This is a genomic window from Curtobacterium sp. L6-1 (assembly GCF_018885305.1).
GTDB lineage: Bacteria > Actinomycetota > Actinomycetes > Actinomycetales > Microbacteriaceae > Curtobacterium > Curtobacterium aetherium.
Map to the genome: position 1 here is coordinate 1,712,792 of NZ_CP076544.1, position 24,608 is coordinate 1,737,399.

The window sequence follows — 24,608 nt, forward strand, 5'->3', positions numbered from 1 at the left end:
GGATCGGGGCATGTCCGACGATCGCAGCCTGGTCACCGTCCGCGTCGTCCCCGCCGACCGCCCCGAGGTCGACGCGCTGCTCGACCGGTACCTTGACGAGCGTGCCGCGACGTTCCCGGTCGCGCAGGGCAGCTACTCCCGCAAGCGCACGCCGGCGGCCGAGTTCGTGCCGCCGAACGGCACGTTCGTGGTGGCCGACGTCGCGGGCACCCCCGTCGGCTGCGGTGGCCTGCGACGCATCGCGGACGACGGCGACGACGCCCGCTTCGAGGTGAAGCACGTGTTCGTCGCGCCCGAGGGCCGCGGGCGCGGGGTGGCGACCGCGGTGATGGACGTCCTCGAGCGGGCCGCTGTGGAGCTCGGGGCGACCAGCGTGGTCCTCGACACGAACGACTCGCTCGTCGCCGCGGGCGCGATGTACCGGAGCCGTGGCTACGTGCGGGTGCCGGCCTTCAACGAGAACCCGAACGCGACCGCCTGGTACCGCCGGCCGGTGCGCTGACGTCGCCACGGGCCTCCCGGCAGGCCGCGCGCGGAGCGCTCGTCAGAGCGGCTGCGGGACCGGCAGGCCGGTGCGCAGCTCGACGGGCAGGTGCGCCAGGTCGTTGAGGGTGACGAGTTCGGCCGGCTTCGCGGAGCGGATCCGGATGATGGTGAGCGAGCCGTGCGCGACGTTCGTGCCCATCCAGCGCCACTCGGGTGCCTGGAAGACCTCGCGCACGAACCAGCCGATGACGGCGTTGTGCGTGATGAGGAGGTCGTGGCGGTCCTCCATCGCAGGGGTGCACCACTCCGCGACGGCGTCCTCCATCTGTGCTTGTCCGGCAGCGATCTCCTCCTCGGTGACCCCGCCGTACCAGCCCTTGTAGGCGTGCGGCATGTCCGGGGTCGGACCGGACGGGATGCAGTCGAAGAGCAGCGTCGAGGGCTCCGGCTGGATCGCGGGCAGTCGCTGCTGCAGGAAGGACGCGGTCTCGCTCGGGGCGTCGAGCGGCGAGTGCCACACGCCGTCGAACGGGACGCCGCCCAGACGGTCCGCGATGAGCATCGCCTGGCGCTTGCCGCGCTCGGACAGCTTGCCGTCGCGGAGGCCGTGCTCGGCGTCCTGGTGTTCGCCGTGGCGGACGAGGTACAGGTAGTGCGACATCGTGGAGGTCAACCGTCGATCCCGAGGGCGGCCGCCAACCGCTCACGCTGAACGTCGCCGACGACGGCGGTCACCGTCGGACGCGTCAGGAGATCGCGGGACAGGTCGAGCACGTCGGCGGCGGTGACGCGGTCGACTCGCTCCAGGGCGGTCGCGAGGTCGGTGAACTCACCGGTGCCGAGCTCGGCGCGGCCGAGGCGGGTCATCCGGGCGTCGGAGTCCTCGAGCGAGAGGGTCAGTGCGCCCTCGATCTGGCCCTTGGCACGGCGGAGCTCGTCCTCGGTGATGCCGTCGTCGACCATCCGCCGGAACTCGCCGTCGATGATGTCGACGACGCCGGCCACGTTGTCGGGTGCGCACCCGGCGTAGACGCCGAAGGCCCCGTTGTCGAGGTAGGCGGGCGCGAACGACGACACCGCGTAGGCGAGGCCCCGGCGCTCGCGGACCTCCTGGAACAGGCGGGAGCTCATGCCGCCACCGAGCACGGCGTTGAGCACGCTGAGCACCGGGCGACGGTCGTCACGGAGGTCGAGCCCCTGCGACCCGCGGAGCATGCTGACCTGCTCGGTCGGACGGTGCACCACGCGCAGGGCGGACTCGACCGGGTCGGCGACGGGCTGGGCGGTCCGGCGGGCCAGGGGCGCGGCGGCTCCGGCATCGGCGAACACGGCCTCGACCAGGGCGCAGAAGTCGTCGTGGTCGACGGCACCGGCCGCGGTGACGACGATGCCGTTCGGTTCGTAGTGCTCGGCGTAGTGCGCCATGACCTCGTCGCGCTGGACCTCGCGGATGGACTCCGGGGTGCCGCCGATCGGTCGGCCGAGGGCGTGCCCGTCGAAGGTCGCGGCGAAGAAGGCCTCGCCGGCGACGTCGGCCGGGTCGTCGGCGGCCATCGCGAGCTCCTCGAGGATGACGCCCCGCTCCACGTCGAACGCGGCCGGCTCGAGCGTCGAGTTGGTGACCATGTCACCGATGACGCCCACGGCCATCGGGACGTCGGTGTCCCGGACGCGGGCGTAGTAGCAGGTGTACTCCTTGGCGGTCGCGGCGTTGTGCTCGCCGCCCACGGAGTCGAACGCCACGGCGATGTCGAGCGCGCTCCGCTCGGCCGTGCCCTTGAACAGCAGGTGCTCGAGGAAGTGCGTGGAGCCGTACTGGCCGGCGCGTTCGTCGCGGGAGCCGACCCCCACCCAGTACCCGATGCTCGTGGAGTGGACGGACGGGACGGCCTCGGTGAGGACACGGACGCCCGACGCGAGGACGGTGCGCCGGACGAGGGCTCCACCGGACGTCACGAAGGACGTTTCCGGAGCCTCGAGCGGCAGCGGCACTGGGCGGTTCATCGTGATGACTCTACTGAAGGCACGAGGTGCCCTGCCCAGTTTGCGGAGCGCACGGGCACGTCACTCGAATAGGGGTACAAAAAAGACGGACAGACCGACTCGTCTGTCTGTCCTCCTTGTGCTACAGTGAGTGCACCGGATCGAGAGCCCCCCTAGATCTCGATCCGGTGGCTCGGGACATCAGTCCTGCGCGGCAACGAGTCCCCCCACTCCGCCGCGGAGCCGATGACCCAAGGAGAGCCACGCTGTGACGGTCGATTCCCCCCAACCGACCGTCCAGCGTCTCCTGGGTCAGCGTCTGCAAGGACCGGCCCCGAGCAACCGGAACCTCGCGTCGCCGGACGGGTCGAGCGTCCCCCCGGCTCCCCGCTCCGGCGGCGCGAAGGTCCGCATCCTCGAGACGGCCAACCGCCTGTTCTACGAAGAGGGCATCCACGGCGTCGGCGTCGACCGCCTCATCTCCGAGGCGAGCGTCACGAAGGCGACGTTCTACAAGCACTACGGCTCGAAGGACAACCTGATCCTCGCCTACGTGCGGGAGCAGCACGCCCGTGCCCAGGCCTGGCTCGAGTCCGTCGTGGCCGAGGCCGACGACCCGCAGGCCGCCGTCCGCGCCTGGGTCGAGGCCGTGTCCGCCGACGTGAACCGCCCCGGCTTCCGCGGCTGCGCGTTCCTCAATGCCGCCGCGGAGTACCACGACCCACGCGACGCCGTCCGCGAGGTCGTCTCGATGCACCGCGACTGGTACACCGAGCGCCTCGGCGACCTGCTGCAGGCCGCCGGGCACCCCCTGCCGGGCGACGGCGCCGACGAGCTCATGCTCGCCCGCGACGGCGCCATGTCCGGCGCGTACGCCGGTGACGCCATCGCGGCGACGGCGGCACTCGGCCGCGTCGCCGAGCGCGTCCTCACGGCCTGATCGTCCCGAGCTCAGACCTCCCGGCGGACGTCGGGTGTCGGGGTGTTGGCTCGGAGCATGACCAACGACCCCAACTGGAACCTGCCGGACGTCCCGTCCTTCGACCTCTCCAGCCCCGACTTCACCGACGGTGGCCAGCTGCCCGACTGGGCACGCGGCAGCGACGTCGGCGGCGAGGACCGCTCCCCCGCGCTGACCTGGTCCGGCGCGCCCGAGGGCACCCAGAGCTACGTGCTCACCGTGTACGACCCCGACGCCCCGACCGGCTCGGGCTTCTGGCACTGGACGCTCTCCGACGTCCCCGCCTCGGTCACCTCGCTCGACCGCGGCGCCGGCACCGACGACGCGCTGCTGCCCGAGGGCGCCACCCGTCGTCGCAACGAGTACGGCACGGACACCTTCCTCGGTGCCGCGCCGCCCGCCGGACACGGGCCGCACCGCTACGTCTTCACGCTGAGCGCGCTCGCGGTGCCGACGCTCGAGGTCCCGGTCGACGTGACCCCGGCCGTCGTCGGGTTCATGTTCCGCGAGCACCTGCTCGGTCGCGCGCAGCTGACCGGCCTGCAGGAGACGCCGGCCGCCTGACCACCACCGCCACGGCACCGCGAACGCGCGGCCCCGCGGCCGGGAGGCACGCCCCGCGACACGACAACGGCCGCCGTCCAGCAGGACGGCGGCCGTTGTGGCGTTCAGACGCTCAGGCGATCGGGGATCAGCCCTCGGCCGGGGCCTCGGCGTGGGAACCGTGGTCGTCGCGACCCTCGGTGTCCACGTCGTCCGCCACGACCGGCGCCAGCGACAGCTTGCCGCGGTCGTCAACCTTGGTGACCTCGACCAGGATCTTCTGGCCGACGCCCAGGACGTCCTCGACGTTCTCCACGCGCTTGCCACCGGCGAGCTTGCGGACCTCGGAGACGTGGAGCAGACCGTCACGACCCGGCATCAGCGACACGAAGGCACCGAACGTCGCGATCTTGACGACCGTGCCGAGGAACTGGTCCCCGATCTCCGGGTTCGTCGGGTTCGCGATCGCGTTGACCTGCGCACGCGCGGCCTCGGCGGACGGACCGTCGACGGCACCGATGTAGACCGTGCCGTCGTCCTCGATCGAGATGTCGGCGCCCGTGGTGTCCTGGATGCCGTTGATCGTCTTGCCCTTCGGGCCGATCAGCTCACCGATCTTGTCGACGGGGATGTTCACCGAGATCACGCGCGGGGCGGTGTCGGCCATCTCGTCGGGGCCGTCGATGGCCTCGTTGAGCACACCGAGGATGGCCGAGCGGGCCTCCTTGGCCTGCTTCAGCGCGGCGTCGAGCACCGACGACGGGATGCCGTCGAGCTTGGTGTCGAGCTGGATGGCGGTGACGAACTCGGAGGTACCGGCGACCTTGAAGTCCATGTCACCGAGCGCGTCCTCGGCACCGAGGATGTCGGTCAGCGCCGCGTAGCGGGTCTGACCGTCGACGGTGTCGGAGACGAGGCCCATCGCGATGCCCGCGACCGGGGCCTTGAGGGGCACACCGGCGTTGAGGAGCGACAGGGTCGACGCGCAGACGGAACCCATCGAGGTCGAGCCGTTCGAGCTGAGCGCCTCGGAGACCTGACGGATGGCGTACGGGAACTCCTCGCGCGACGGCAGCACCGGCACGAGGGCGCGCTCGGCGAGGAAGCCGTGCCCGATCTCGCGGCGCTTCGGCGAACCCACGCGGCCGGTCTCACCGGTCGAGTAGGGCGGGAAGTTGTAGTGGTGCAGGTAGCGCTTCTTCGTGATGGGCGACAGCGAGTCGATCTGCTGCTCCATCTTGAGCATGTTCAGCGTGGTGACGCCGAGGATCTGCGTCTCACCGCGCTGGAACACCGCGGAACCGTGGACGCGCGGGATCACGGCGACCTCGGCGTCGAGCGGGCGGATGTCGGCGAGGCCACGACCGTCCATGCGGACCTGCTCGGTCAGGATGCGGCCGCGGACGACCTTCTTCGTGACCGACTTGTACGCGGCGCCGACCTGGCTGTTCGCGACCTCGGGCAGCGTGCCGGCGGTGACCTGCTCGGCGATCGCGGCCTTGACGCGGGACTTCAGCGCGTCGTCGGCGTCCTGACGCTCCGTCTTCGCGGCGATCTTGTAGACGTCGCCGAGCTCGGACAGGGCGAGGGACTCGACCGCTGCGTAGACCTCGTCGGCGTACGGCGGGAAGACCGGGTAGTCCTGGATCTCCTTGGCCGACTGCGCGGCGAGCTTCGCCTGCGCCTCGACGAGGGACTTGAGGAACGGCTTGGCCGCCTCGAGGCCCTGGGCGACGATCGCCTCGTCGGGCTTGGTGGCGCCGCCCTGGATGAGGTCCCAGCTGTGCTCGGTGGCCTCGGCCTCGACCATCATGATCGCGACGTCCTCGTTGCCCGCCTCGTCCGTGACGACACGGCCGGCGACGGTGAGGTCGAAGACGGCCTCGGCCAGCTGCGACGCCTTCGGGAACGCGACCCACTGGTCACCGATGAGCGCGAGGCGCACACCGGCGATCGGGCCGGAGAACGGCAGACCGGAGATCTGCGTCGACGCGGACGCGGCGTTGATGGCCAGCGCGTCGTAGAACTCGTCCGGGGCGATGCTCAGGACGGTGATGACGATCTGGACCTCGTTGCGGAGGCCGTCGACGAACGACGGGCGCAGCGGCCGGTCGATGAGGCGGCAGACGAGGATCGCCTCGGTGCTGGGGCGGCCTTCGCGGCGGAAGAACGAGCCGGGGATCTTGCCGGCTGCGTACGAGCGCTCCTCGACGTCGACCGTCAGCGGGAAGAAGTCGAAGCCCTCGCGCGGGTGCTTGCCGGCGCTGGTGGCCGACAGCAGCATGGTCTCTTCGTCCAGGTACGCGGCGACGGCACCCTGTGCCTGCTGCGCGAGACGACCGGTCTCGAACCGGACCGTCCTGGTGCCGAAGCGACCGTTGTCGATGGTCGCTTCGGCGAACTTGATCTCGGGACCCTCCAAGAGGATGCCTCCTTGCGGTTGTCTGCAGCAGACCCGGCCTCGGGCACACGCGTGCACGTGCGCTCCACGACGCGGAACGCATGTCTGGCCAGCAGTAGAAGCACTCGGGACGGACTCGGCCCGGATGCCACCACCGATGACCAGCTTCGTGCCGGTCTGCGTGCGATGTCGTATGGCGTCGCGGGGAACGGTCCCCGGACCCTGCGACCTTAGCATTCTGCGGTGGACCAGCGGCGGTGCTGCCGGCGAACGGGCGTGTCCTCGGTACCCTGCACCCATGCGTCGGAACACCGCTCGACCGAACCCTGCGCGTCACGCCGCCGTCCTCGTGGCGGTGGTGGTCGGCGCGCTCGTCGTCCCCGCCGTCACCGCGGCACCGGCCTCCGCCACGGAGTACCCCACGTGGCAGGACGTCGAGCGGGCGAAGGGCGACGAGCAGGCCAAGCGCTCCGAGGTGTCGCGGGTGCAGGCCGCGCTGCGGTCCGCCCAGGCGGAGGCGGCGCGCAGGTCCCAGGTCGCCCTCGAGACGTCCGCCGCGGCGACGCAGGCCGAGGCGGACCTGGCCGAGGCCACGCGGACGGCCACGAGCCTCCAGGCCCACGCCGAGCAGGCGGCCGCGACGGCCCGACGAGCGCAGACCCGGGCCGGGCGCCTGGCCGCCGACCTGTACCGCGACGGCTCCACCGACCAGATGACCACGCGGATCGCGACCGCCGGTGACCCCGACCAGCTGCTCTACCAGCTCGGCGCGCTCGACCAGCTCTCGACGACGTGGTCGAGCGTGATGGAGGACGCCTCGGTCGCGGCGGGGACCGCGTCGTCGCTGCACGACCAGGCGGCGCGCGCCGAGCACGAGCGCGCGTCCCTCGCGGCCGCGGCCGAGCCGACGGCGGCGACCGCGAAGTCGGCGCAGCAGCGCGCGGACTCCGCGGTGGCGTCGACCGAGTCGCACAGCGACGAGCTCTACGCGCAGCTGGCGGCACTCCGGGACTCGACCGCCGAGACGCAGCGACGGTACGAGGTCGGCAAGGCAGTCGCGGCCCAGGCCGCCGCGCAGCGCGCCGCTGCACGAGCCGCTGCCGAAGCCGCTGCACGACGGGCGGCCTCGTCGGCCGCGCCCTCCTCGGGCGGTGGGACCCCGTCGTCACCGGCCCCCGCCGGCAACGCCTACCCGAGCACCGACGGGGTGCCGGTCGACCCCGCCGGAGCACAGGCCTACGCCCGGAGCGCCCTCGGCTCGTACGGCTGGGGCGACGACCAGTTCGGCTGCCTGGTCTCCCTGTGGAAGCAGGAGTCCGGGTGGCGCGCGAACGCACTCAACCCGTCGAGCGGCGCGTACGGCATCCCGCAGGCACTGCCGGCGTCGAAGCTCGCCGCCGCCGGTGCCGACTGGCGGACGAACGCCCGCACGCAGGTCAACTGGGGCCTCGCCTACATCAAGAGCAGCTACGGCACCCCGTGCGGGGCGTGGGACCACGAGATGAGCGTCGACCCGCACTGGTACTGAGCGGGACCGCGTCCGCTAGTGCCGGAGGTCGCCGAGCAGGGCGGCGAAGTCCGTGACCGCCGGCAGCACTCCGGTCTGCTGCGGCTGCCGCCGGGAGGCCCCGATCGCCCAGGCGAGGTCGGCGCCGCCCCGGCGGATGCGCGCGTCGAGCGCGCCGGCCTCGTCGCTCCCCCAGTCGTCGGTGGCGGCGAAGACCGCCGTCGGGACCACCGCGGCGCGGAGGTAGGCGAACACCGGACGCAGCGCGTGCTCGAGGGCGAGCGAGTGCCGGGCGGTCCCCCCGGTGGCGCCGAGCAGCACGGGCATGTCGGTGAGGGCGTCCTTGTCCATCACGTCGAGGAAGGACTTCGCGAGGCCGCTCATGCCAGCGGTGAAGACCGGCGTCACGAAGACCACCGCGTCCGCCTCGACGACGGTCGCCATCGCCTCGGCCAGGGCCGGCGACGAGAAGCGCGTGAGCATGGCGTCGATGACGTCGTGCGCGAGCGGGCGGAGGTCGACGGTACGGACCTGCACCTCGGCGCCCGGGTCGACGTCGAGCGCGGCGACGGCGGCCGCGGCGAGGCGGTCGGCCAGGAGGCGGGTCGAGCTGGGCTCGGAGAGACCGGCGGAGACGACGGCGATGGTGGTCATGGGGACTCCCGACTTTCGATGCGTTTGCATGAACAGTACACCGAACCGGGTGGGGCGTGCAGCCATTCCCGCCCCCGAGGCGCACGGCACTGCCGGGAAGGGGAGAAGCCCCGTCCCTCGCGAGGAGGGACGGGGCTTCCGGTCGAGCAGGCCTGCGACGAGGCAGGGCTCGGACGATGACTAGCGGCGCAGTCCGAGGCGCTCGATGAGCGCACGGTAGCGGGCGATGTCGACGTCGGAGAGGTAGCCGAGGAGACGGCGACGCTGACCGACCATGAGCAGCAGACCACGACGCGAGTGGTGGTCGTGCTTGTGCTCCTTGAGGTGCTCGTTCAGGTCGTTGATACGACGCGTCAGAACGGCGACCTGGACCTCGGGGGATCCGGTGTCGCCCGGGTGGGTCGCGTACTCTTCGATGATCTCCTGCTTGATCTTCGCGTCAAGTGCCATGGAGGATCCCCTTTCCTGCTCTGCGTGAGAGCTGTGTCCGTTGCGCGGTGCCCACACCTGATGTGTGAGCGCTCTTGATCCGCGGCCGTTCGACGGCAACCGAACGAGCATACCAGAGCGCGGCCACGGACCAGGGCCCCGGGCCGGAGCCGGCGTCGGCGTCGGCGTGCGGGTCGGACCGTGCGGGTCAGACCGTGCGGGTCAGGCCGTGCGGGCGCGGAGCGGACGTCGACGACGCCGCCGCTCGGGCAGCAGGCTCCGGACGAAGCCGACGAACGTGGCCCCGATCAGACCGCCGAGGCCGTTCGACAGCACGTCGCGCGGGTCGGCGACCCGGTAGGGCAGGTACACCGCCTGGGCGAACTCGATCCCGACCGACAGCACGACGGCCACGAAGGCGCCGAGCACCCACCACCGGCGCGGGAGCCACAGCGCGGCGATCACACCGACCGGCACGAACATCGCCACGTTCGCCAGGAACTCGGTGCGGTCGTACGTGAACCAGGCACCGTGCGGCTGCTGCTGGACCCAGGCGACCGCACGGAGGACCAGGGTGTTCTCGGCCTCGGAGAAGACGTGCGGCGTCAGGGTCATGCGCCAGATCACCCAGGCGTAGGCCGCCGTCAGGGCGAGCAGGAGCAGCTTCCGGAACATCCCGCCAGTCTGGGGCACGCCTGCTGGCCGGGTGCTGGACGACGCCCTGGCATCCGGTGCCGATCCGATGGGAACATGGCCGCGAGCAGCGACGTCGTCCGGAGGGCGACGTCCGACCAGGGAGGACCGCCGATGCCGGCACCGCAGCGCGCCTCGACCGCCCGGCAGTGGGTGTGGATCGGGCTCGTCCTCGTGCTCGTCGCGGCGGTCGTGGCAGCCGTCGCCGTCGTGTGGCCGCGCGGCGACACCGACCGGCAGATCGCGCACCGACGCACGGTCGCCGAGGCCTGGCCCGGCGGCCTCGCACACCAGCCGGGCACCGCGAACCAGCCACGCTGGCACGAGACGGCCGCGCGGGAGGCCGGACGGGCCTCCACGGCGGACCGCCTGGCGGTGATCGCCGACCAGCCGATCGCGACCTGGTTGACCGACCCCTCGGTCTCGGACACCGTCGCCACCGTGCGGAGCGTCCTGGCCGCCGCCCGCGAGCAACGGGCGACCCCCGTCTTCGTGCTCTACGCGATCCCGGACCGCGACTGCGGTCACTGGTCGCGCGGCGGCGCCGCCGAGGACGCCTACCTGCCGTGGGTGCGGGCCGTCACCCGCGCGCTGTCGGGTTCCCACGCAGTCGTGCTCGTCGAACCGGACTCGATCGCACAGATCGCGGTCTGCGAGCGGTTGCTCGACACCCGGCTGCCCCTGCTCCGAGCGGCGGTGCGCGCCCTGTCCGGGCACGGCCTGACCGTGTACCTGGACGGCGGGAACGAGCGGCGGGTGCCCGTCGAGACCATGGCCGGGTGGCTCCGGCGAGCCGGCGTCGACCGCGTGCAGGGCTTCGCGACGAACGTGTCGAACTTCTACCGCGTGGACCAGGAGCGCGCCTACGCCGACGAGCTCGCGGACGCGATCGGCGGCGACCCGCACTTCGTCATCGACGTCTCGCGGAACGGACGGGGCTGGCGGGGCGACTGGTGCAACCCGGACGGCGCCGGCCTGGGGCAGCTCCCCCACGTCACGCGCGGCACGACCCGCCTCGACGCGCTGCTCTGGGTCAAGACGCCCGGACTGAGCGACGGCAGCTGCAACGGCGGGCCGGCCGCCGGCACGTGGTGGGAGTCGTACGCGCTCGCGCTCGTCGAGAACCGCAAGCGGTCCTGACGGGAGGCGCGGGGCGCGTCCGGCGGGTCGGTCCGGCCGGCGCGGTCGGCCGTCAGGCGACCGACACGACGGTGAGGCGACGCGTCGGCCGGGTCATCGCGACGTAGACCGCCGCCGCGGCACGTGCGGCGTCGTCGCCGACCCGATCCGGGTCGACGAGCAGGACGCCGTCGAACTCGAGCCCCTTCGCGTCCGCACCGGTCAGCACCGTGACCGATCCGGGACGCGGGGAGCCGAGTCCCCGGACGTCGGCGTCGGTGCGGGCCAGGCGCTCCCGCACGGCGGCGACCTCGGACTCGGGCACGATGACGCCGATGGTCCCCGACCCGATCAGCTCGCGCTCGCCCTCGACCCGCTCGGCGACGGTGTCGAGCAGGTCCGCGCGCGGGACCGTCAGCCGCTCGACGGGGTCGCCGTCACGGACCGCCTGGTTCGCCGTGACGGTGAGTCCCGCCGACGCCGCGAACGCCCCGGCGGCCTCGACGATGGAGCGCGGCGTGCGGTAGTTGACCGTCAGCTCCTCGAGGCGGGAGTCGAGCGGGACCTGCGGCGCACGACCGCGACGGCGCCGGGACAGCGCCCCGCGGACGTCGTCCCAGGTGCGGGCGGCGCCGGGCGAGGAACCCTGCGCCATGTCGCCCACGATGGTGAACGAGCGGAGCGGGTTCCGGCGTGCGAGCACCCGCCACTGCATCGGGGAGAGCTCCTGCGCCTCGTCGACGACGATGTGCCCGTACGTCCACTCGCGGTCCTCGGCGGCGCGCTCGGCCGTCGAGCGGGGGTCGCCGCCCTCGGCGAAGGCACCGGCGACCTGCTCGGCGCTGACGATCCCCTCGACGCCCATGTTCTCGATCGCCTGGCGGGCGTTCTCGATGTCCCGGTTGCGGCTCGCCTTCGCCTGGCGCTTCGCCGCACCGCCGGTCGGGTCGAACACCCCGAGCAGTTCGGCGGCCTCGTCTAGGAGCGGGACGTCCTCGACCGTGAAGCCGGCACCGCGCTCCCGCCGGAGCAGGGCTCGGCGCTCCGGGCTCCAGTTCGGGGTGAGGGACGCGAGCCAGTTCGGCCGGGCGTACAGGTCCTCGAGCAGCTTCTCGGCCGGCAGTGGCAGCCACGCGGTGTTGAGCAGGACGCGGGCGTCGTACGAGCTGCGGATGTCCTCGCGCAGGACCTTCTCGTCGGCTTCGTCCACCGTGGTCCCGCGCTGCCGCAACTGGTCGGCCAGCAGCCGGGTCATCGCGTCGAGCGCGTTCTTGTTGAACGTCACGCGGGCGACGTTGTGCGGCTTGCCGCGGTCCTGCGCGCGGCGCATCGCGTCGGCGACGAGCTGCGGCGGGACGACCAGCCGCTCCCCCTCGACGTCGAGCGTGACGGTCTCGGTCGGGACGACCTGCCGCGAGCGGACGGCACGGCGGAGCAGGTCGGCCATCTCGCCCGAGCCCTTCACGGCCGCGACGTCCCGACGGTCGTGCACGGTGGTGTGCAGCCCCGGGTAGAGCGAGCCGAGGGACGCCATCACCACGCCGGTCTCGCCGAGCGACGGGAGCACCTGCTCGATGTAGGTGAGGAACGCCGGAGACGGGCCGACGACGAGCACGCCGGACCCGCGCAGCCGCTCGCGGTACGAGTACAGCAGGTAGGCCGCGCGGTGCAGCGCCACGGCCGTCTTGCCGGTGCCCGGGCCGCCCTGGACGATGAGCACGCCCTCGAGCGGCGACCGGATGATGCGGTCCTGTTCGCCCTGGATGGTCGCGACGATGTCGGTCATCCGCCCGGTGCGCTCGGCGGTGACGGCGGCGAGGAGCGCGCCCTCGCCCTGCAGGTGGGTGCGTTCGTCGTCGTAGAGGGAGGCGTCGAAGACCTCGTCCTCGACGTTCACGACGCTGCGGCCCTCGAGGGTCAGGTGGCGACGGGCGCGCATGCCCATCGGGTGCGCCGCGGTGGCCTGGTAGAAGGCGCTCGCACCGGGCACGCGCCAGTCGAGCAGCAGCGGCCGGTGGTCGGCGTCGCGGAGCCCGACGCGGCCGATGTAGCGGAAGGCGTCCTCGTCGGCGCGCGGGTCCTGCACCTCGAGCCGGCCGAAGACCAGGCGGTCGCCGACGCGCTGGAGGGTGGCGACGGTGTCCTCGTACAGGCGGGCGAAGGCGTCGCGCTCGCTCCGGCTCTGGTGGTTGCCGCCGACGGTCTGGCGTCGGGTCTCCACGAGGCGCTGCTCGGCCTCGGCGGTCAGGTCGTCGAGACGGCGGAACAGACCGTCGACGTAGTCGCGCTCACGGTCGATCTCGGTCGGTTCGGAAACACGCGGTTCGGACACTCGCAACCCTTCGGGACAGGGGAACCAATGGTATCCCCTGCCCCGAGTCGGGTCGTGCCGCTACATCTCCTCGTGCGTGTCCGGGTCGCCGTCCCAGAGCCGTCCGCGCTCGAGCGCCGAGATGGCCCGGACCTCGTCGTCGGTCAGCGTGAAGCCGAAGACGTCGAGGTTCTCGCGCTGGCGGTCCGGGTCGCCCGACTTCGGCACCGGCACGGCACCGAGCTGGACGTGCCAGCGGAGGACGACCTGACCGGCCGAGACACCGTGCGCGGCGGCCGCGGCGGTCACGGGCTCCTCGGTGAGGAGTTCCGACTGCTTGGCGAGCGGGCTCCAGCTCTCGGTGACGATCCCGAGCCGCTCGTGCACCGCGCGGAGCTCGGCCTGCGGGAAGTACGGGTGCAGTTCGACCTGGTTCACCGCGGGGGCGACCCCCGTGGCGTCGAGGATGCGGTCGAGGTGCTCGGGCGTGAAGTTCGAGACTCCGATCGAGCGGACCTTGCCACTGTCGCGGAGGTCGACGAACGCCTTCCACGTCTCGACGAACCTGTCCACGGACGGGTTCGGCCAGTGGATGAGGTAGAGGTCGAGGTGGTCCAGGCCCAGGTTGGCCAGGGTCTCGTCAACGGAGCGGTGCGCCTCGTCGTAGCCGTGGTGGCGTCCCGGGAGCTTCGACGTCACCACGAACGCGTCACGCGGCACGTCGGACTCGCGGACCGCGCGGCCCACAGCGTCCTCGTTGCCGTAGTTCAGCGCGGTGTCGAGCAGGCGGTACCCGCTCGAGATCGCCGCGCCGACCGCCGCCACGCCCGCGTCCCCGTCGAGCGAGTACGTGCCGAGGCCGAGCGCCGGGATGCGGTGCCCGTCGTTCAGCTCGAGGGTCGGGACCTCCGGGACGCCGGCCATCAGCGGACGCCGAGCAGGTCGATGACGAAGATCAGGGTCTTGCCCGACAGGAAGTGGCCGCCGCCGGCCGGGCCGTAGGCGAGCTCCGGCGGGACGACGAGCTTGCGGCGCCCACCGACCTTCATGCCGGGGATGCCCTCCTGCCAGCCGCGGACGAGGGCAGCGAGCGGGAAGTCGATCGGCTCGCCGCGGTTCCACGAGCTGTCGAACTCCTCGCCGGTCTCGTACTCGACGCCGGCGTAGTGAACCTTGACGGTCGAGCCGGACTCGGCGACGTCCCCGTCACCCTCGACGATGTCGGTGACCACGAGGTCGGTGGGGGCGGGGCCCTCGGGGGCGTCGAACTCGGGCTTGCTGTTCAGGTCAGTCATGCTCGTCAGTCAACCAGAGAACGCGGCAGCGCCCCGCAGGAGCCCACCAGCCCGCAGAATGGTTCCACCGTGACACCAGATGCCCCCGCGAAGCCCCGCCGCTCCCTGTTCGCCGACCTGACCCCGCTGCGCCGCTCCCCCGCCTTCGCCCGGCTCTGGCTCGGCAGTTCGATCGCCGGCATCGGCACGATGATGACGAGCGTCACGGTCGGGCTCGAGGTGTACGAGATCACCCGGTCGACGTTCATGGTCTCCCTGGTCGGCGTCGTCTCGCTCGTGCCGATGATCCTGGCCGGACTGTACGGCGGCATGCTCGCCGACGCGTTCGACCGGCGGACCGTCGCACTCGTCTCCGCCGTCTTCGCCTGGGTGTCGACGGCGCTCATCGCCGCGCACGCCTGGCTCGGCATGGAGAGCGTGGTCCTGCTGTACGTCCTGGTCACGGTCAACGCCGTCGCGGGCACGGTGATCGGCGCCTCACGCGCGGCGATCGTCCCGCGGCTGGTCGGCATCGAGCTCCTGCCCGCGGCGAGCGCCCTGAACAGCATCAGCGCCGGCTTCTCGGTGACGGTCGGGCCCGCGGTCGGCGGTGTCCTGGTCGCCGCGTTCGGCTTCGCCCCGACGTACACGGTCGACGTCGTGCTGTTCAGCGCGGCGTTCCTCGGCGTCGTCACGCTGCCGCGGATGGCCCCGGAGCACGACGCCCTGCGCCCCGGGCTGTCCTCGCTCATCGAGGGCGCGCAGTTCCTCCGGCGGTCGCGGAACATCACCATGACCTTCGTGCTCGACATCGTCGCGATGACGTTCGGGCAGCCGAGGGTGCTGTTCCCGGCGATCGGCGCACTCGTCGTCGGCGGCGGGTCGATCACCGTCGGCACCCTCACCGCCGCGTACGCGATCGGCGCGCTCCTGTCGGGCGTGTTCTCGGGGCCGCTCGGACACGTCCGTCGGCAGGGCGAGGCCGTCGGGTGGGCGATCACGGTCTACGGCGCGGCGATCGCCGGGTTCGGAGTGGTCGTGGCGTGCGCGCACCTCCTCGGCGGCCGGGCGTCGGAGACGTTCTCGTCGGGGATCCTGCCGGCGCTGGCGCTCTGCGCGCTGTTCCTCGCGGTGGCCGGCGGTGCGGACAACGTGAGCAGCGTGTTCCGCGGGACGATCCTCCAGGCCGCCGCTCCGGACGGCATGCGCGGTCGACTGCAGGGCATCTTCATCGTCGTCGTCACCGGCGGTCCCCGCGTCGGCGACCTGTACGCCGGCCTGGTCGTCGCGGCCGGCTTCGCGTACCCGCCGGTCATCGGCGGCGTGCTCATCGTCGCGCTGGTCGCGCTGCTGCTCCGACTGGTGCCGTCCTTCCGCCGGTACGACGCCCTGCACCCGCACGCGAACTGACGAGCCGGTACCGTCGTGGCCATGCCCGAACGCCGAGGACGCACCCTGCGGCGGATCGGCGTCCGAGCGGTCGTGCGCCGCACCTACCACTCGGTCATCCGGCACCGGGTGGTCGACTCCGCGGCGTCGCTGACCTTCTTCGCGCTCCTCACCGTGTTCCCGACGACCCTGACCGTCGTCTCGCTGCTCGCGATCGTCGACCGTGGCGGTGACAGCGTCGCGGACATCATCGGCATCCTCGGGATCATCGTCCGACCGGACACCGCCGAGCACTTCGCGACCCCGCTCCGGCAGCTGCTCACCCTCGACAACCCGTGGCTCGGTGCCACGATCGGGCTCGTCCTGACGCTGTGGTCGCTGTCCGGGCACGCGACCGCGTTCGGCCGCGCGATGAACGTCGCGTACGAGGTCGAGGAGGGTCGCCGGATCTGGAAGTTCCGCGGCATGATGCTCCTCGTCACGCTGCTCGTCATGGTGGGCGGTGCCGTGGCGATCGTCATCCTGCTCGGCACCCCGACGATCGCCGCCGCGGTCGCGCAGCAGCTCGGCTGGCCGACCTGGGTCGACGAGGTCTGGGACACGCTCAAGTGGCCGGTGCTCGCCGTGGACCTGGTCGTCATGGTCGCCGTGCTCTACACCGCGACGCCGAACGTGCGGACGCCGCAGCTGCGCTGGGTCTCCGCGGGCGCCGGCTTCGCGATCGGCACCTGGGCGATCGCGACGGTCGGCTTCGCGGTCTACGTCGAGACGATCGGCAGCGGCAACCGGGCGTACGGCTGGCTCGGGGGCGCCCTGCTGCTCCTCGTGTACCTCTACGTCTCGAACTTCGTGCTCGTCGTCGGCGGGGAACTCGACTCCGAGGTGATCCGGATGCGGCAGCTGCTCGCCGGCATCGAGGCCGACGAGCGCATCCGGCTGCCGCTCCGGGACGTCACGCGCAACGCGACCCTGGCGCGCTGGCGCGAGCAGGACGTCACCACCGCCGCCCGCGTCCGGACCGCGGCGGCCGCCCTCCCCGACGGGGCGTCGCCCCGGCAGGAGCACCTGCGCACGGTGGCCGACGCGGCCCGCGACGACGACGCGCGTGCGGACGCGGTGCGGGCGGCGGGGACGCGGGCCGGCGCGGAGCGCGCGGACGAGCCGCTGGCCTGAGCGGTCGACGTCCGCGCTCGCCGGGCCCTGCTCGCCGGGCGCACGGCCCGTTCGTCAGCGTCGGCTGTCCGGCCGCACCGGCTGCCGGACGGGAGGCGCGTGGCGGCGCCCCACGCGCCTCCCGTCCGGCCCGTGGTCCGTCAGGGGCGGGCGCGTCCCTCGGTGTCGCGGAGGTGCTGGTCGAGCATCTCCTCGGTGACCACCGGGATGGCGCCCGTCGCGAGTTCGATGCCGGACAGTCGCGCGGGGCTGAGGACGCGGTGCACCTGGTCCTCGTCCATCAGACCCGCCGCGATCACGAGCGTCGAGATGGGCGTGGACGTCGTCAGCGCCGTGTGCGCGATCGAGGCGGCGGCGGCGTAGCCGATGTACGGCGTCAGCGCGGTGACGACGCCGACGTTCGTGTCGACCTGGGCGGCGAGCTTGGCCTCGTTCGCCTCGATGCCGACCACGCAGTGCTCGCGCAGCGTCGCGCAGCCGCGGGCCATCCACTGCAGCGACTGCAGGATGCTGTGGGCGATGACCGGCTCGAAGGCGTTGAGCTGCAGCTGCCCGCCCTCCGCCGCCATCGTCACCGTGGTGTCCGCACCGGCGACCGCGAACGCGATCTGGTTGACGACCTCGGGGATCACCGGGTTCACCTTGCCCGGCATGATCGAGGACCCCGCCTGCCGGGGCGGCAGCGTGATCTCGCCCAGGCCGGCCTGCGGACCCGATGCGAGCAGCCGCAGGTCGTTGCAGATCTTCGAGAGCTTCGCGGCGCTGCGCTTCACGGTGCCGGACAGCGTCATGAACGAACCGGCGTCGCTCGTCGCCTCGATGAGGTCGGGGGCGGTCACGACGTCGATGCCGCTCGCCTCCTGCAGCTGGCGACGGACCTCGTCGCGGTAGAGCGGATCCGCCGTGATGCCGGTGCCGATGGCCGTCGCGCCGAGGTTCATCTCCGCCAGCAGCGGCACCGCCCGGCGCAGCTGGACGACGTCCTCCTGGATGGTGTGCGCGAAGCCGGTGAACTCCTGCCCGAGCGTCATCGGCACGGCGTCCTGCAGCTGGGTGCGCCCGACCTTGAGGACGTCGGCGAACACGGCACCCCGCTCCGCGAACGCCGCCGAGAGCTGCTCGAGCTGGTCGGCGAGCCGGCGGACGCCGTAGATCATCGCGATCTTGATGCTCGTCGGGTAGGTGTCGTTCGTGGACTGGCTACGGTTCACGTGGTCGATCGGGTGCAGGTGGGCGTAGTCGCCGCGCTCCCGGCCGAGGATCTCGAGGGCCCGGTTCGCCAGGACCTCGTTCGTGTTCATGTTCGTGCTCGTGCCCGCGCCGCCCTGGATGACGTCCACCACGAACTGGTCGCGGAGCCCGCCGTCACGGACCTCCTGCGCGGCCCGGTCGATCGCGTCGGCACGTTCGGCGTCGAGGACCCCGATCGCCTTGTTCGCCCGAGCCGCGGCCTGCTTCACCGTGACGAGGGCGGCGACGAGGTCCGGGTACACCGCGATCGGCACCGAGGCGATCGGGAAGTTCTCCATCGCACGGAGGGTGTTGATGCCCCAGTAGGAGTCGACCGGCACCTCCCTCGAGCCCAGGGAATCGGTCTCGGTGCGTGTGGCGGCGCTCGTCACGTGGTGTTCCTCTCCGTCGCGGGTCACCACCCGAGGCTAGTACGCGACCGTCCGGCCGGTGCTGGCCTGTGGACGGACGCCCGGCGGCGGGACCGACCCGTCAGTGGAAGGCGGGGACGATGAGGTAGATGCCGTACAGCACGGCCGCACCGCAGAGCGCGAAGCAGAGGACCGCGAGGGCCCGGAACGCCCGGATCGCTCCCGAGGCCGCGGTCGGGTCCGGGAAGCCGGCGGTGGCCGGGCCGATGGTGCCGTCGTCCTTCACGGTGTACTTGCCGGCGCGGGCGTCCGCGGCGCTCCAGAAGCGGAGGCCCACCGAGTAGACGGCCACGACGAAGCACGCCGAGACGACGGCGACCAGTGCCACGAGGAGGAACGCTCCCCAGTCGATGCCCATCAGCGACGGCCTCCCTTGCGTCCGGCCATGCGACGGAGGGTCCGCTCGCGGCTCAGTTCGGCGCGACGGGCGGCGACCGCCTCGGCACGCTTCTTGCGCTGCAGGTCGCGCTGCTCCTTGCGGGTCAGCACGGCGTTCGCGGCGACGTCGATCTCGATGGCGGACGCGTGCTCGTGCGGCTTGCGCAGCGACCAGAGGTACAGCCCGAGGATCACCACGGCGCCGACGACGGCGTCGATGACCAGGCCGACCACGCCGAAGCGGGCGATGCCCGACGCGACCGCACCCACCGCGGCGGCGGCCGGCAGCGTGATGAACCAGGCGATGACGATCTTGCCCGCGGTCGACCACTGGATCTTCGACCCGCGACGACCGAGGCCGGCGCCGATGATCGAGCCCGAGGACACCTGCGTGGTGGAGAGCGCGAAGCCGAGGTGGCTCGACGCGAGGATCGTCGCGGCGGTCGAGGCCTCGGCGGCGAAGCCCTGCGTGGCACGGATCTCGGTGATGCCGGAGCCGAGCGTGCGGATGATCCGCCACCCGCCCGTGTAGGTGCCGAGGGCGATCGCGAGGGCACAGGCGACGACGACCCAGAACTGCACGCCCTGGTCGGCGGACTGGGCGCCGGACGCGATCAACGTCAACGTGATGACGCCCATCGTCTTCTGCGCGTCGTTCGTGCCGTGCGCGAGCGAGACCATCGAGCTCGTGAAGATCTGTCCGACCCGGAAGCCGCCGCGCTCGTTCGGGAAGACCGGGCGGCGGGTGATGCGGTAGGCGATCCGGGTGGCGAGCAGCGACACCAGGGCCGCGATCACCGGCGACAGGAACGCCGGGATGATGACCACCGTCAGCAGGGCCGCGTAGTTCACCGAGTCGAACCCAGCACCGACGATCGCGGCACCGATCAGGCCGCCGAAGAGCGCGTGCGAGGACGACGACGGCAGGCCGCGCAGCCACGTGATCATGTTCCAGACCACCGCGCCGATCAGCCCCGCGAAGATCATCTCCGGACTGATGGCGACGCCACCGGGTCCCTCGTTGATGAGCCCGTGCGAGATCGACGTGGCCACGGCGGTGCTGAGGAACGCACCGACCAGGTTGAGCACCGCTGCGACGGAGACCGCCACCGTGGGCTTCATGGCGCCGGTCGCGATCGGGGTCGCCATTGCGTTGGCGGTGTCGTGAAAACCGTTTGTGAAGTCGAAGAAGAGGGCCAACGCAATGACCAGGACGACTATGAGCGTGATGTCCACCGCGGGCAAGTGTCCCAGGCGGGCGGTCCCGGGGCAAGCCGAGCGGACACCTGTTGTTCATCTGCGCTTCACGTCCGCCCGGGTCCGCGCCCCGGGGATGGGATGATGGACCCGTGGACATCGCCGAGCTGCTCATCCTGTTGGTCGGATCGCTCGCCGTCACGGGGGTCGCCCGCGCCTGGGGCCTCCCCGCGCCGCTCCTCGTCACCGCCGTGGCCCTGGGGGTGTCGTTCATCCCCGGCTTGCCGCACATCGAGATCGACTCCGAGGTCATCCTGACGGTCGTCCTGCCGCCACTGCTGTACTCCGCGGCGCTCGACGTGTCGTGGCAGAGCTTCCGCAGCTCCATCAAGCAGATCCGCCGGCTCGGGATCTTCCTCGTCATCATCACGGCACTGGCCGTCGGGCTCGCCGCGTACCTGATCATCCCGGACATGACCTGGCCCGCCGCGATCCTGCTCGGCGCCATCGTCGCCCCGCCGGACGCCGTCTCCGCCGCGGCGATCGGCCGGAAGCTCGGTCTCCCCCGCCGCGTGATGACCGTGCTGTCCGGCGAGAGCCTCATCAACGACGCGGCCTCGCTGACGCTCGTGCGGGTGTTCACGCTCATCATCGCCGGCACCTCGCTGACGGTGTGGCAGGACCTCGGGATCTTCGGACTCGCGATCGGCGTCGGGCTCGTCGTCGGCGGTGTGCTCGGCGTCGTCGTGCACTGGATCCGGATGCGCATCAACGACCCCGTGGTCGAGACGATCATGAGCATCCTGCTGCCGTTCGTCGCGTACATCCTGGCCGAGGAGCTCTCCGGCTCGGGCGTCATCGCCGTCGTGACCGCGGGGCTGTACATCGGCTACAACTCCCCCAAGGAGGGCTACGCGACCCGACTGCAGGAGCGCCCGCTCTGGACGAGCGTCGACGTCATCCTCGAGGGCTTCGTCTTCGCGCTCATCGGCCTGCAGCTGAACACCGTCGTGCAGGACCTCGTCGAGAGCGAGCGGAGCCTGGGCCAGACCCTCACCGCCGCGGCCGTCGTCCTCGCCGTCGTCATCGTCGTGCGCCCGCTCTTCATCTTCGAGTCGTACGTGCGCAACCGCCTGCACGGCCGGTTCGTCCGTCCGCTCCGGATCCGCGCCTCCCGGGGGCACCGCTCCCTGCGGTGGCTGCGCGGCACCGCCGAGCCGAAGCTCAACTGGCGCGAGCTCACCGTCATCTCGTGGACCGGCATGCGCGGCGTGGTGACGCTCGCCGCCGCCGTCTCGGTGGTGGCGAGCTCGACCCAGATCCCGGCGCAGGACACCATCTTCGTCATCGCGTTCATCGTCACCGTCGGCACGCTCCTGCTGCAGGGCCTGACCCTGCCGTTCGTCATCCGCGCGCTCAAGGTGCAGGACCCGTCCGAGGACGACATGGACCGTCGCAGCGAGATGCTGCTCAACCAGCGCACCACCGTGGCCGCCATCGAGCTGCTCGACCGACGCCGTCCGGCGTGGGCCGAGCGGTACGGGCGGGAGGCGGTGGACGCGGTCGTCCCGCGGCTCAAGTCACGACTCGAGCGGCAGGCCGAGACGTTCCGGCAGGACGCCGAGGACGAGGAGTCCGAGGAGCGCATGGCCCCGATCCGCCTCCGTGGAGCGCAGATCCAGGACATCCGGCGCGAGCTGCTCGACCGGCGCCGCGAGATCGTGCTCGAGGAACGCGAGAAGGGCAACCTCGACGAGGAGGTCATGCGCCGCGTGCTCGTGACGCTCGACGCCGAGGAGCTCGCGATGGACTCGGCACAGGCGTCGCGCAGCCGTTCCTGACCTCGTGCCGGTCCCGGTGCCCGGGCGTATCGTGGAGCGCCAGACGGACCAGACAGGACAGGAGCACACCGCCGAGTGAGCACGCCGCGGAACGACCGACCCAGGAACAACGACCTGCCCGACCGGGCCGCCGCGGCGACCGGGGCGGGACGCGCACGGCGCACTCCTCGGACCGCTCCGCCCCCGAAGCAGCAGCTCGGCCGCTACCGGCGCTGGTACGCGACCCTGCACCCGTCGCTGCAGCTCATCGGGCTGCAGCTCTGGATGCCGCTGTTCTTCATCGTCGGGTTCTGCCTCTGCTACGTCTTCGCCTTCCACGCGCCCCACCCGCACGACGTCCCGGTGGCGCTCATCGGCAGCGACCCGACCCTCGTGGCCGCGGTGCAGCAGGCGCTGCCGGGCGAGTTCGTCTTCCACTCGTACGACTCCCTGGTCGCGGCGAAGCGGGACGTGCTCGCGGGGTCGATGGCCGTCGCGTACGACCCGTCGACGAACGAGTTCTGGAAGGCGAGCGCACACCAGTTCCAGGTGGCGAGCCTCGTCCCCGCGACGCTGACCGCCGTGCTCACCGGGCTCGGGGTCGCGTCGCCGAAGGTCACCGAACTCGCACCGCTGCCCGCCTGGGACGAGTACGGCACCGTCCCGATGTACGTGATGCTCGCGTGGTGCATCGGCGGCTACATGGTCGCGATGTTCATCGGGATCATGGGCGGACCGCTCCGCCACCGCACGCGCATGGCGGTCATCGTCACCGGCGGCCTGGTCATCTCGCTCATCACGAACACGCTCGCAGGCCCCGTCGTCGGCGCGATCCACGGCCACTTCGTCCCGCTCGTGCTCATCGCCTGGGGCTGGATCGTCGCCATCGGCCTGGCCGTGAACGGGTTGAGCTACTTCGTCGGACGGTTCATCGCCGCCCCCGCGATGATCTGCTTCGTCTTCCTGTCGATGCCGTCCTCCGGTGGCGCCTACCCGAAGTGGTTCATGCCCGAGCCCTTCGCATGGCTGAACAACGTCGTGGTCGGTTCGAGCATGGTCGACATGATCAAGCACCAGGTCTACGGCGTCGGCCCCGGCCCGGCGCGCGGGCTCCTCACGATGGCCTGCTACGCCCTCGCCGGACTCGTGCTCATGTACTTCGGCAAGAAGTGGTGGGAGCGCCGACGCATCCGCGCGATCGTCACCGGCCGGACCACGATGTTCCAGGATGCGAACACCGCGAACCGCGAGTTCCTCGGCCGGGAGCGCGACGCCGAGCTCGAGCGGCACGGGTTGACCTCGACCGCAACCGGCACGCTCCAGGTGGTGCCCGACGACGGGTGGGAGGACGAGCGGGCAGCCGGCGACGTCTTCACGGGCGGACGGGACGGCCTGGAGAACGAACCGGTCAACCCGCACCGGCAGCAGTCCGGCCGCTGAGCGAGGGTGTCGGCAGCTGCCGGGGCCGTGTGCTCGGGCGGACGACGGCACCTCGTGCCCGGGTGGGTATCCTGGTGCGACCATGACCCGCACCGCCTGGCACCGCCTCCTCGTCACGATCGTCGTCGTCTTCCTCGTGCTCGCGGCGCTGTCGTACGTGACGAGCATCGTGCTCGCCCCGAGCGGTGGCCGGAGCGTCGCCGGGCTCTGGGACGGGTGGGCGATGTTCTCGCTCGTCGCCGCGATCGCGTTCGGGGTCGTCGACTTCTTCGTCCGGCCGCTCGGCGGGCAGAGCGGGGACGCGGACGTCATGGCCGAGGCCGAGGCGGCACGCACCGGCAGCACCCGGACGCAGCGCTCCCGCTGACGGCCGGCCCGCGGACGTCCGTCCGGGCGCCGGGGCCCAGTCGGTACCGGGGCCCAGTCGGTACCGGGGCCCAGTCGGTACCGGGACCCAGTCGGTACCGGGGCCCAGTCGGCTACCGGGGCCCAGTCGGCTACCGGGGCCCAGTCGGCTACCGAGGCCCAGTCGGGTGCCGGGGCTCAGTCCCGCGGCCCAATCGGTACCGATGGCGCCCGGTACAGCACCGATCGGGCTCCGCACAGCACCGGGCTCGGCCCCGCACGCGGGCTCAGCCCGGCTCGCCGATCCCCGTCCCGGTGAAGCCCGCGACCGAGGCGTTGTCCTCGGCGAACACCACACGCGCCTCAACCCGCCCGCCGGCGAGCACCCCCGGAAGCCAGTAGCGCGCGTCGTCCCACATCGCGTCGAACGGGACCGCGTCGACCGGCACCCACCGCGGGTCCAGCTCCTCACCGCCCGACGGGTCCCCCTGCCAGCGGCGGCAGACGAAGACGTCCGAGACCTGCGACCAGGACGGTCGGTACGGGAACCGGTAGTCCAACGTGCCACGGGCCTCCAGGTCGGCGGGGTCGACCCGCAGTCCGACCTCCTCGGCCACCTCGCGCACGGCGGTCTCGACCGCCGTCTCGTCGCCCTCGCGCTTGCCGCCGGGGCCGACCACACGCCCCGTGCCGAGGCCCCGTCGCTTCTCGCCGAGCAGGACCTCCGGTCCGTGTGGGCCGTCGCGGAGCAGGTACACGACGACGACCGCCGGGTGCTGGGTCTTGCTCTCGTCGCGCTCGGTCATGTGGTCCAGTGTGGCCGATCCGGTGGTCTACGCTCGTT

Annotated in this window: 23 protein-coding genes; 10 read left to right on the forward strand and 13 right to left on the reverse strand. The window is 72.0% G+C overall.

Annotated features, from left to right (window positions below):
• Window positions 1-10 precede the first annotated feature (10 nt).
• Complete coding sequence (locus tag KM842_RS07790) at window positions 11-502, forward strand: GNAT family N-acetyltransferase (protein WP_216257334.1); 492 nt, start codon at window positions 11-13, stop codon at window positions 500-502.
• A 42-nt stretch (window positions 503-544) separates the two neighbouring features.
• On the opposite strand, the gene KM842_RS07795 is transcribed toward KM842_RS07790, so the two are convergent.
• Window positions 545-1,147, reverse strand: a complete 603-nt coding sequence (locus tag KM842_RS07795) for a histidine phosphatase family protein (protein WP_216262213.1) — start codon at window positions 1,145-1,147, stop codon at window positions 545-547.
• 8 nt (window positions 1,148-1,155) lie between these two features.
• Window positions 1,156-2,490 carry a M16 family metallopeptidase gene (locus tag KM842_RS07800; protein ID WP_216257335.1) on the reverse strand — a complete coding sequence of 445 codons (1,335 nt, stop codon included), beginning with the start codon at window positions 2,488-2,490 and terminating at the stop codon, window positions 1,156-1,158.
• A 247-nt stretch (window positions 2,491-2,737) separates the two neighbouring features.
• Between KM842_RS07800 and KM842_RS07805 the strand changes: the two genes are divergently transcribed.
• Together KM842_RS07805 and KM842_RS07810 are read left to right on the forward strand one after the other, a co-directional pair.
• A complete protein-coding gene (locus tag KM842_RS07805; protein WP_216257336.1) occupies window positions 2,738-3,409 on the forward strand; it encodes a TetR/AcrR family transcriptional regulator in 672 nt (223 codons plus the stop codon).
• A 57-nt stretch (window positions 3,410-3,466) separates the two neighbouring features.
• A complete protein-coding gene (locus KM842_RS07810; RefSeq protein WP_216257337.1) occupies window positions 3,467-3,994 on the forward strand; it encodes a YbhB/YbcL family Raf kinase inhibitor-like protein in 528 nt (175 codons plus the stop codon).
• A gap of 127 nt (window positions 3,995-4,121) precedes the next feature.
• On the opposite strand, the gene KM842_RS07815 is transcribed toward KM842_RS07810, so the two are convergent.
• Window positions 4,122-6,395, reverse strand: coding sequence for a polyribonucleotide nucleotidyltransferase (locus tag KM842_RS07815; protein ID WP_216257338.1), 2,274 nt, complete (start codon window positions 6,393-6,395; stop codon window positions 4,122-4,124).
• Between the two features lie 277 nt (window positions 6,396-6,672).
• Between KM842_RS07815 and KM842_RS07820 the strand changes: the two genes are divergently transcribed.
• Window positions 6,673-7,902 (forward strand): coiled-coil domain-containing protein, encoded by a 1,230-nt coding sequence (locus KM842_RS07820; protein WP_216257339.1) that lies wholly within the window; start codon window positions 6,673-6,675, stop codon window positions 7,900-7,902.
• A gap of 15 nt (window positions 7,903-7,917) precedes the next feature.
• Here KM842_RS07820 and KM842_RS07825 read toward each other — a convergent pair whose 3' ends face one another.
• The 3 genes from KM842_RS07825 to KM842_RS07835 all read right to left on the reverse strand — a co-directional run bounded on the left by KM842_RS07825 (window position 7,918) and on the right by KM842_RS07835 (window position 9,639).
• Window positions 7,918-8,535 carry a CE1759 family FMN reductase gene (locus KM842_RS07825; protein WP_216257340.1) on the reverse strand — a complete coding sequence of 206 codons (618 nt, stop codon included), beginning with the start codon at window positions 8,533-8,535 and terminating at the stop codon, window positions 7,918-7,920.
• A 180-nt stretch (window positions 8,536-8,715) separates the two neighbouring features.
• Window positions 8,716-8,985 (reverse strand): 30S ribosomal protein S15, encoded by a 270-nt coding sequence (rpsO, locus tag KM842_RS07830; protein ID WP_110823867.1) that lies wholly within the window; start codon window positions 8,983-8,985, stop codon window positions 8,716-8,718.
• Window positions 8,986-9,186: 201 nt separating this feature from the next.
• Window positions 9,187-9,639 (reverse strand): VanZ family protein, encoded by a 453-nt coding sequence (locus tag KM842_RS07835; protein ID WP_216257341.1) that lies wholly within the window; start codon window positions 9,637-9,639, stop codon window positions 9,187-9,189.
• Between the two features lie 132 nt (window positions 9,640-9,771).
• On the opposite strand from KM842_RS07835, the gene KM842_RS07840 reads away from it, so the two are divergent.
• Window positions 9,772-10,797, forward strand: a complete 1,026-nt coding sequence (locus KM842_RS07840; protein WP_216257342.1) for a glycoside hydrolase family 6 protein — start codon at window positions 9,772-9,774, stop codon at window positions 10,795-10,797.
• A gap of 52 nt (window positions 10,798-10,849) precedes the next feature.
• Here KM842_RS07840 and KM842_RS07845 read toward each other — a convergent pair whose 3' ends face one another.
• The 3 genes from KM842_RS07845 to KM842_RS07855 are packed head-to-tail and all read right to left on the reverse strand — an operon-like array spanning window position 10,850 to window position 14,382.
• Window positions 10,850-13,108 (reverse strand): HelD family protein, encoded by a 2,259-nt coding sequence (locus KM842_RS07845; protein ID WP_216257343.1) that lies wholly within the window; start codon window positions 13,106-13,108, stop codon window positions 10,850-10,852.
• A 60-nt stretch (window positions 13,109-13,168) separates the two neighbouring features.
• Window positions 13,169-14,011, reverse strand: a complete 843-nt coding sequence (locus KM842_RS07850) for an aldo/keto reductase (protein WP_216257344.1) — start codon at window positions 14,009-14,011, stop codon at window positions 13,169-13,171.
• Window positions 14,011-14,382, reverse strand: coding sequence for an FKBP-type peptidyl-prolyl cis-trans isomerase (locus KM842_RS07855; protein WP_216257345.1), 372 nt, complete (start codon window positions 14,380-14,382; stop codon window positions 14,011-14,013). Before KM842_RS07855 ends, KM842_RS07850 begins: the two co-directional genes overlap by 1 nt.
• Before the next feature lie 69 nt (window positions 14,383-14,451).
• Here KM842_RS07855 and KM842_RS07860 point away from each other — a divergent pair, with 69 nt between their 5' ends.
• A complete protein-coding gene (locus KM842_RS07860) occupies window positions 14,452-15,771 on the forward strand; it encodes an MFS transporter (protein WP_216257346.1) in 1,320 nt (439 codons plus the stop codon).
• 21 nt (window positions 15,772-15,792) lie between these two features.
• Complete coding sequence (locus KM842_RS07865) at window positions 15,793-16,923, forward strand: YihY/virulence factor BrkB family protein (RefSeq protein ID WP_216257347.1); 1,131 nt, start codon at window positions 15,793-15,795, stop codon at window positions 16,921-16,923.
• Window positions 16,924-17,063: 140 nt separating this feature from the next.
• On the opposite strand, the gene KM842_RS07870 is transcribed toward KM842_RS07865, so the two are convergent.
• From KM842_RS07870 to KM842_RS07880, 3 genes are all read right to left on the reverse strand, one after another.
• Window positions 17,064-18,575, reverse strand: a complete 1,512-nt coding sequence (locus KM842_RS07870) for an aspartate ammonia-lyase (protein ID WP_437124526.1) — start codon at window positions 18,573-18,575, stop codon at window positions 17,064-17,066.
• A gap of 70 nt (window positions 18,576-18,645) precedes the next feature.
• Window positions 18,646-18,942 carry a hypothetical protein gene (locus KM842_RS07875; protein WP_216257348.1) on the reverse strand — a complete coding sequence of 99 codons (297 nt, stop codon included), beginning with the start codon at window positions 18,940-18,942 and terminating at the stop codon, window positions 18,646-18,648.
• Window positions 18,942-20,198: an inorganic phosphate transporter gene (locus tag KM842_RS07880; protein ID WP_216257349.1), complete on the reverse strand. Its 1,257-nt coding sequence runs from the start codon at window positions 20,196-20,198 to the stop codon at window positions 18,942-18,944. Before KM842_RS07880 ends, KM842_RS07875 begins: the two co-directional genes overlap by 1 nt.
• 113 nt (window positions 20,199-20,311) lie before the next feature.
• On the opposite strand from KM842_RS07880, the gene KM842_RS07885 reads away from it, so the two are divergent.
• From KM842_RS07885 to KM842_RS07895, 3 genes are all read left to right on the forward strand, one after another.
• Window positions 20,312-22,000 carry a cation:proton antiporter gene (locus KM842_RS07885; protein ID WP_216257350.1) on the forward strand — a complete coding sequence of 563 codons (1,689 nt, stop codon included), beginning with the start codon at window positions 20,312-20,314 and terminating at the stop codon, window positions 21,998-22,000.
• Between the two features lie 75 nt (window positions 22,001-22,075).
• The gene (locus tag KM842_RS07890; protein ID WP_216257351.1) at window positions 22,076-23,419 is read left to right on the forward strand and encodes an ABC transporter permease; all 1,344 of its coding nucleotides are present in this window, start codon (window positions 22,076-22,078) and stop codon (window positions 23,417-23,419) included.
• 82 nt (window positions 23,420-23,501) lie between these two features.
• Window positions 23,502-23,786 (forward strand): hypothetical protein, encoded by a 285-nt coding sequence (locus KM842_RS07895; protein ID WP_216257352.1) that lies wholly within the window; start codon window positions 23,502-23,504, stop codon window positions 23,784-23,786.
• 265 nt (window positions 23,787-24,051) lie between these two features.
• Here the strand turns inward: KM842_RS07895 and KM842_RS07900 are convergent, their stop codons facing one another.
• Window positions 24,052-24,570 carry an 8-oxo-dGTP diphosphatase gene (locus tag KM842_RS07900; RefSeq protein WP_216257353.1) on the reverse strand — a complete coding sequence of 173 codons (519 nt, stop codon included), beginning with the start codon at window positions 24,568-24,570 and terminating at the stop codon, window positions 24,052-24,054.
• Window positions 24,571-24,608: the final 38 nt, after the last annotated feature.

Coding starts and splice junctions, on each gene's coding strand:
- KM842_RS07825 (WP_216257340.1), bottom strand. CDS start 8,535: ATGACCACCATCGCCGTCGTCTCCGCCGGTCTCTCCGAGCCCAGCTCG.
- KM842_RS07835 (WP_216257341.1), bottom strand. CDS start 9,639: ATGTTCCGGAAGCTGCTCCTGCTCGCCCTGACGGCGGCCTACGCCTGG.
- rpsO (WP_110823867.1), bottom strand. CDS start 8,985: ATGGCACTTGACGCGAAGATCAAGCAGGAGATCATCGAAGAGTACGCG.
- KM842_RS07855 (WP_216257345.1), bottom strand. CDS start 14,382: ATGACTGACCTGAACAGCAAGCCCGAGTTCGACGCCCCCGAGGGCCCC.
- KM842_RS07865 (WP_216257347.1), top strand. CDS start 15,793: ATGCCCGAACGCCGAGGACGCACCCTGCGGCGGATCGGCGTCCGAGCG.
- KM842_RS07800 (WP_216257335.1), bottom strand. CDS start 2,490: ATGAACCGCCCAGTGCCGCTGCCGCTCGAGGCTCCGGAAACGTCCTTC.
- KM842_RS07820 (WP_216257339.1), top strand. CDS start 6,673: ATGCGTCGGAACACCGCTCGACCGAACCCTGCGCGTCACGCCGCCGTC.
- KM842_RS07840 (WP_216257342.1), top strand. CDS start 9,772: ATGCCGGCACCGCAGCGCGCCTCGACCGCCCGGCAGTGGGTGTGGATC.
- KM842_RS07810 (WP_216257337.1), top strand. CDS start 3,467: ATGACCAACGACCCCAACTGGAACCTGCCGGACGTCCCGTCCTTCGAC.
- KM842_RS07900 (WP_216257353.1), bottom strand. CDS start 24,570: ATGACCGAGCGCGACGAGAGCAAGACCCAGCACCCGGCGGTCGTCGTC.
- KM842_RS07795 (WP_216262213.1), bottom strand. CDS start 1,147: ATGTCGCACTACCTGTACCTCGTCCGCCACGGCGAACACCAGGACGCC.
- KM842_RS07895 (WP_216257352.1), top strand. CDS start 23,502: ATGACCCGCACCGCCTGGCACCGCCTCCTCGTCACGATCGTCGTCGTC.
- KM842_RS07790 (WP_216257334.1), top strand. CDS start 11: ATGTCCGACGATCGCAGCCTGGTCACCGTCCGCGTCGTCCCCGCCGAC.
- KM842_RS07850 (WP_216257344.1), bottom strand. CDS start 14,011: ATGGCCGGCGTCCCGGAGGTCCCGACCCTCGAGCTGAACGACGGGCAC.
- KM842_RS07875 (WP_216257348.1), bottom strand. CDS start 18,942: ATGGGCATCGACTGGGGAGCGTTCCTCCTCGTGGCACTGGTCGCCGTC.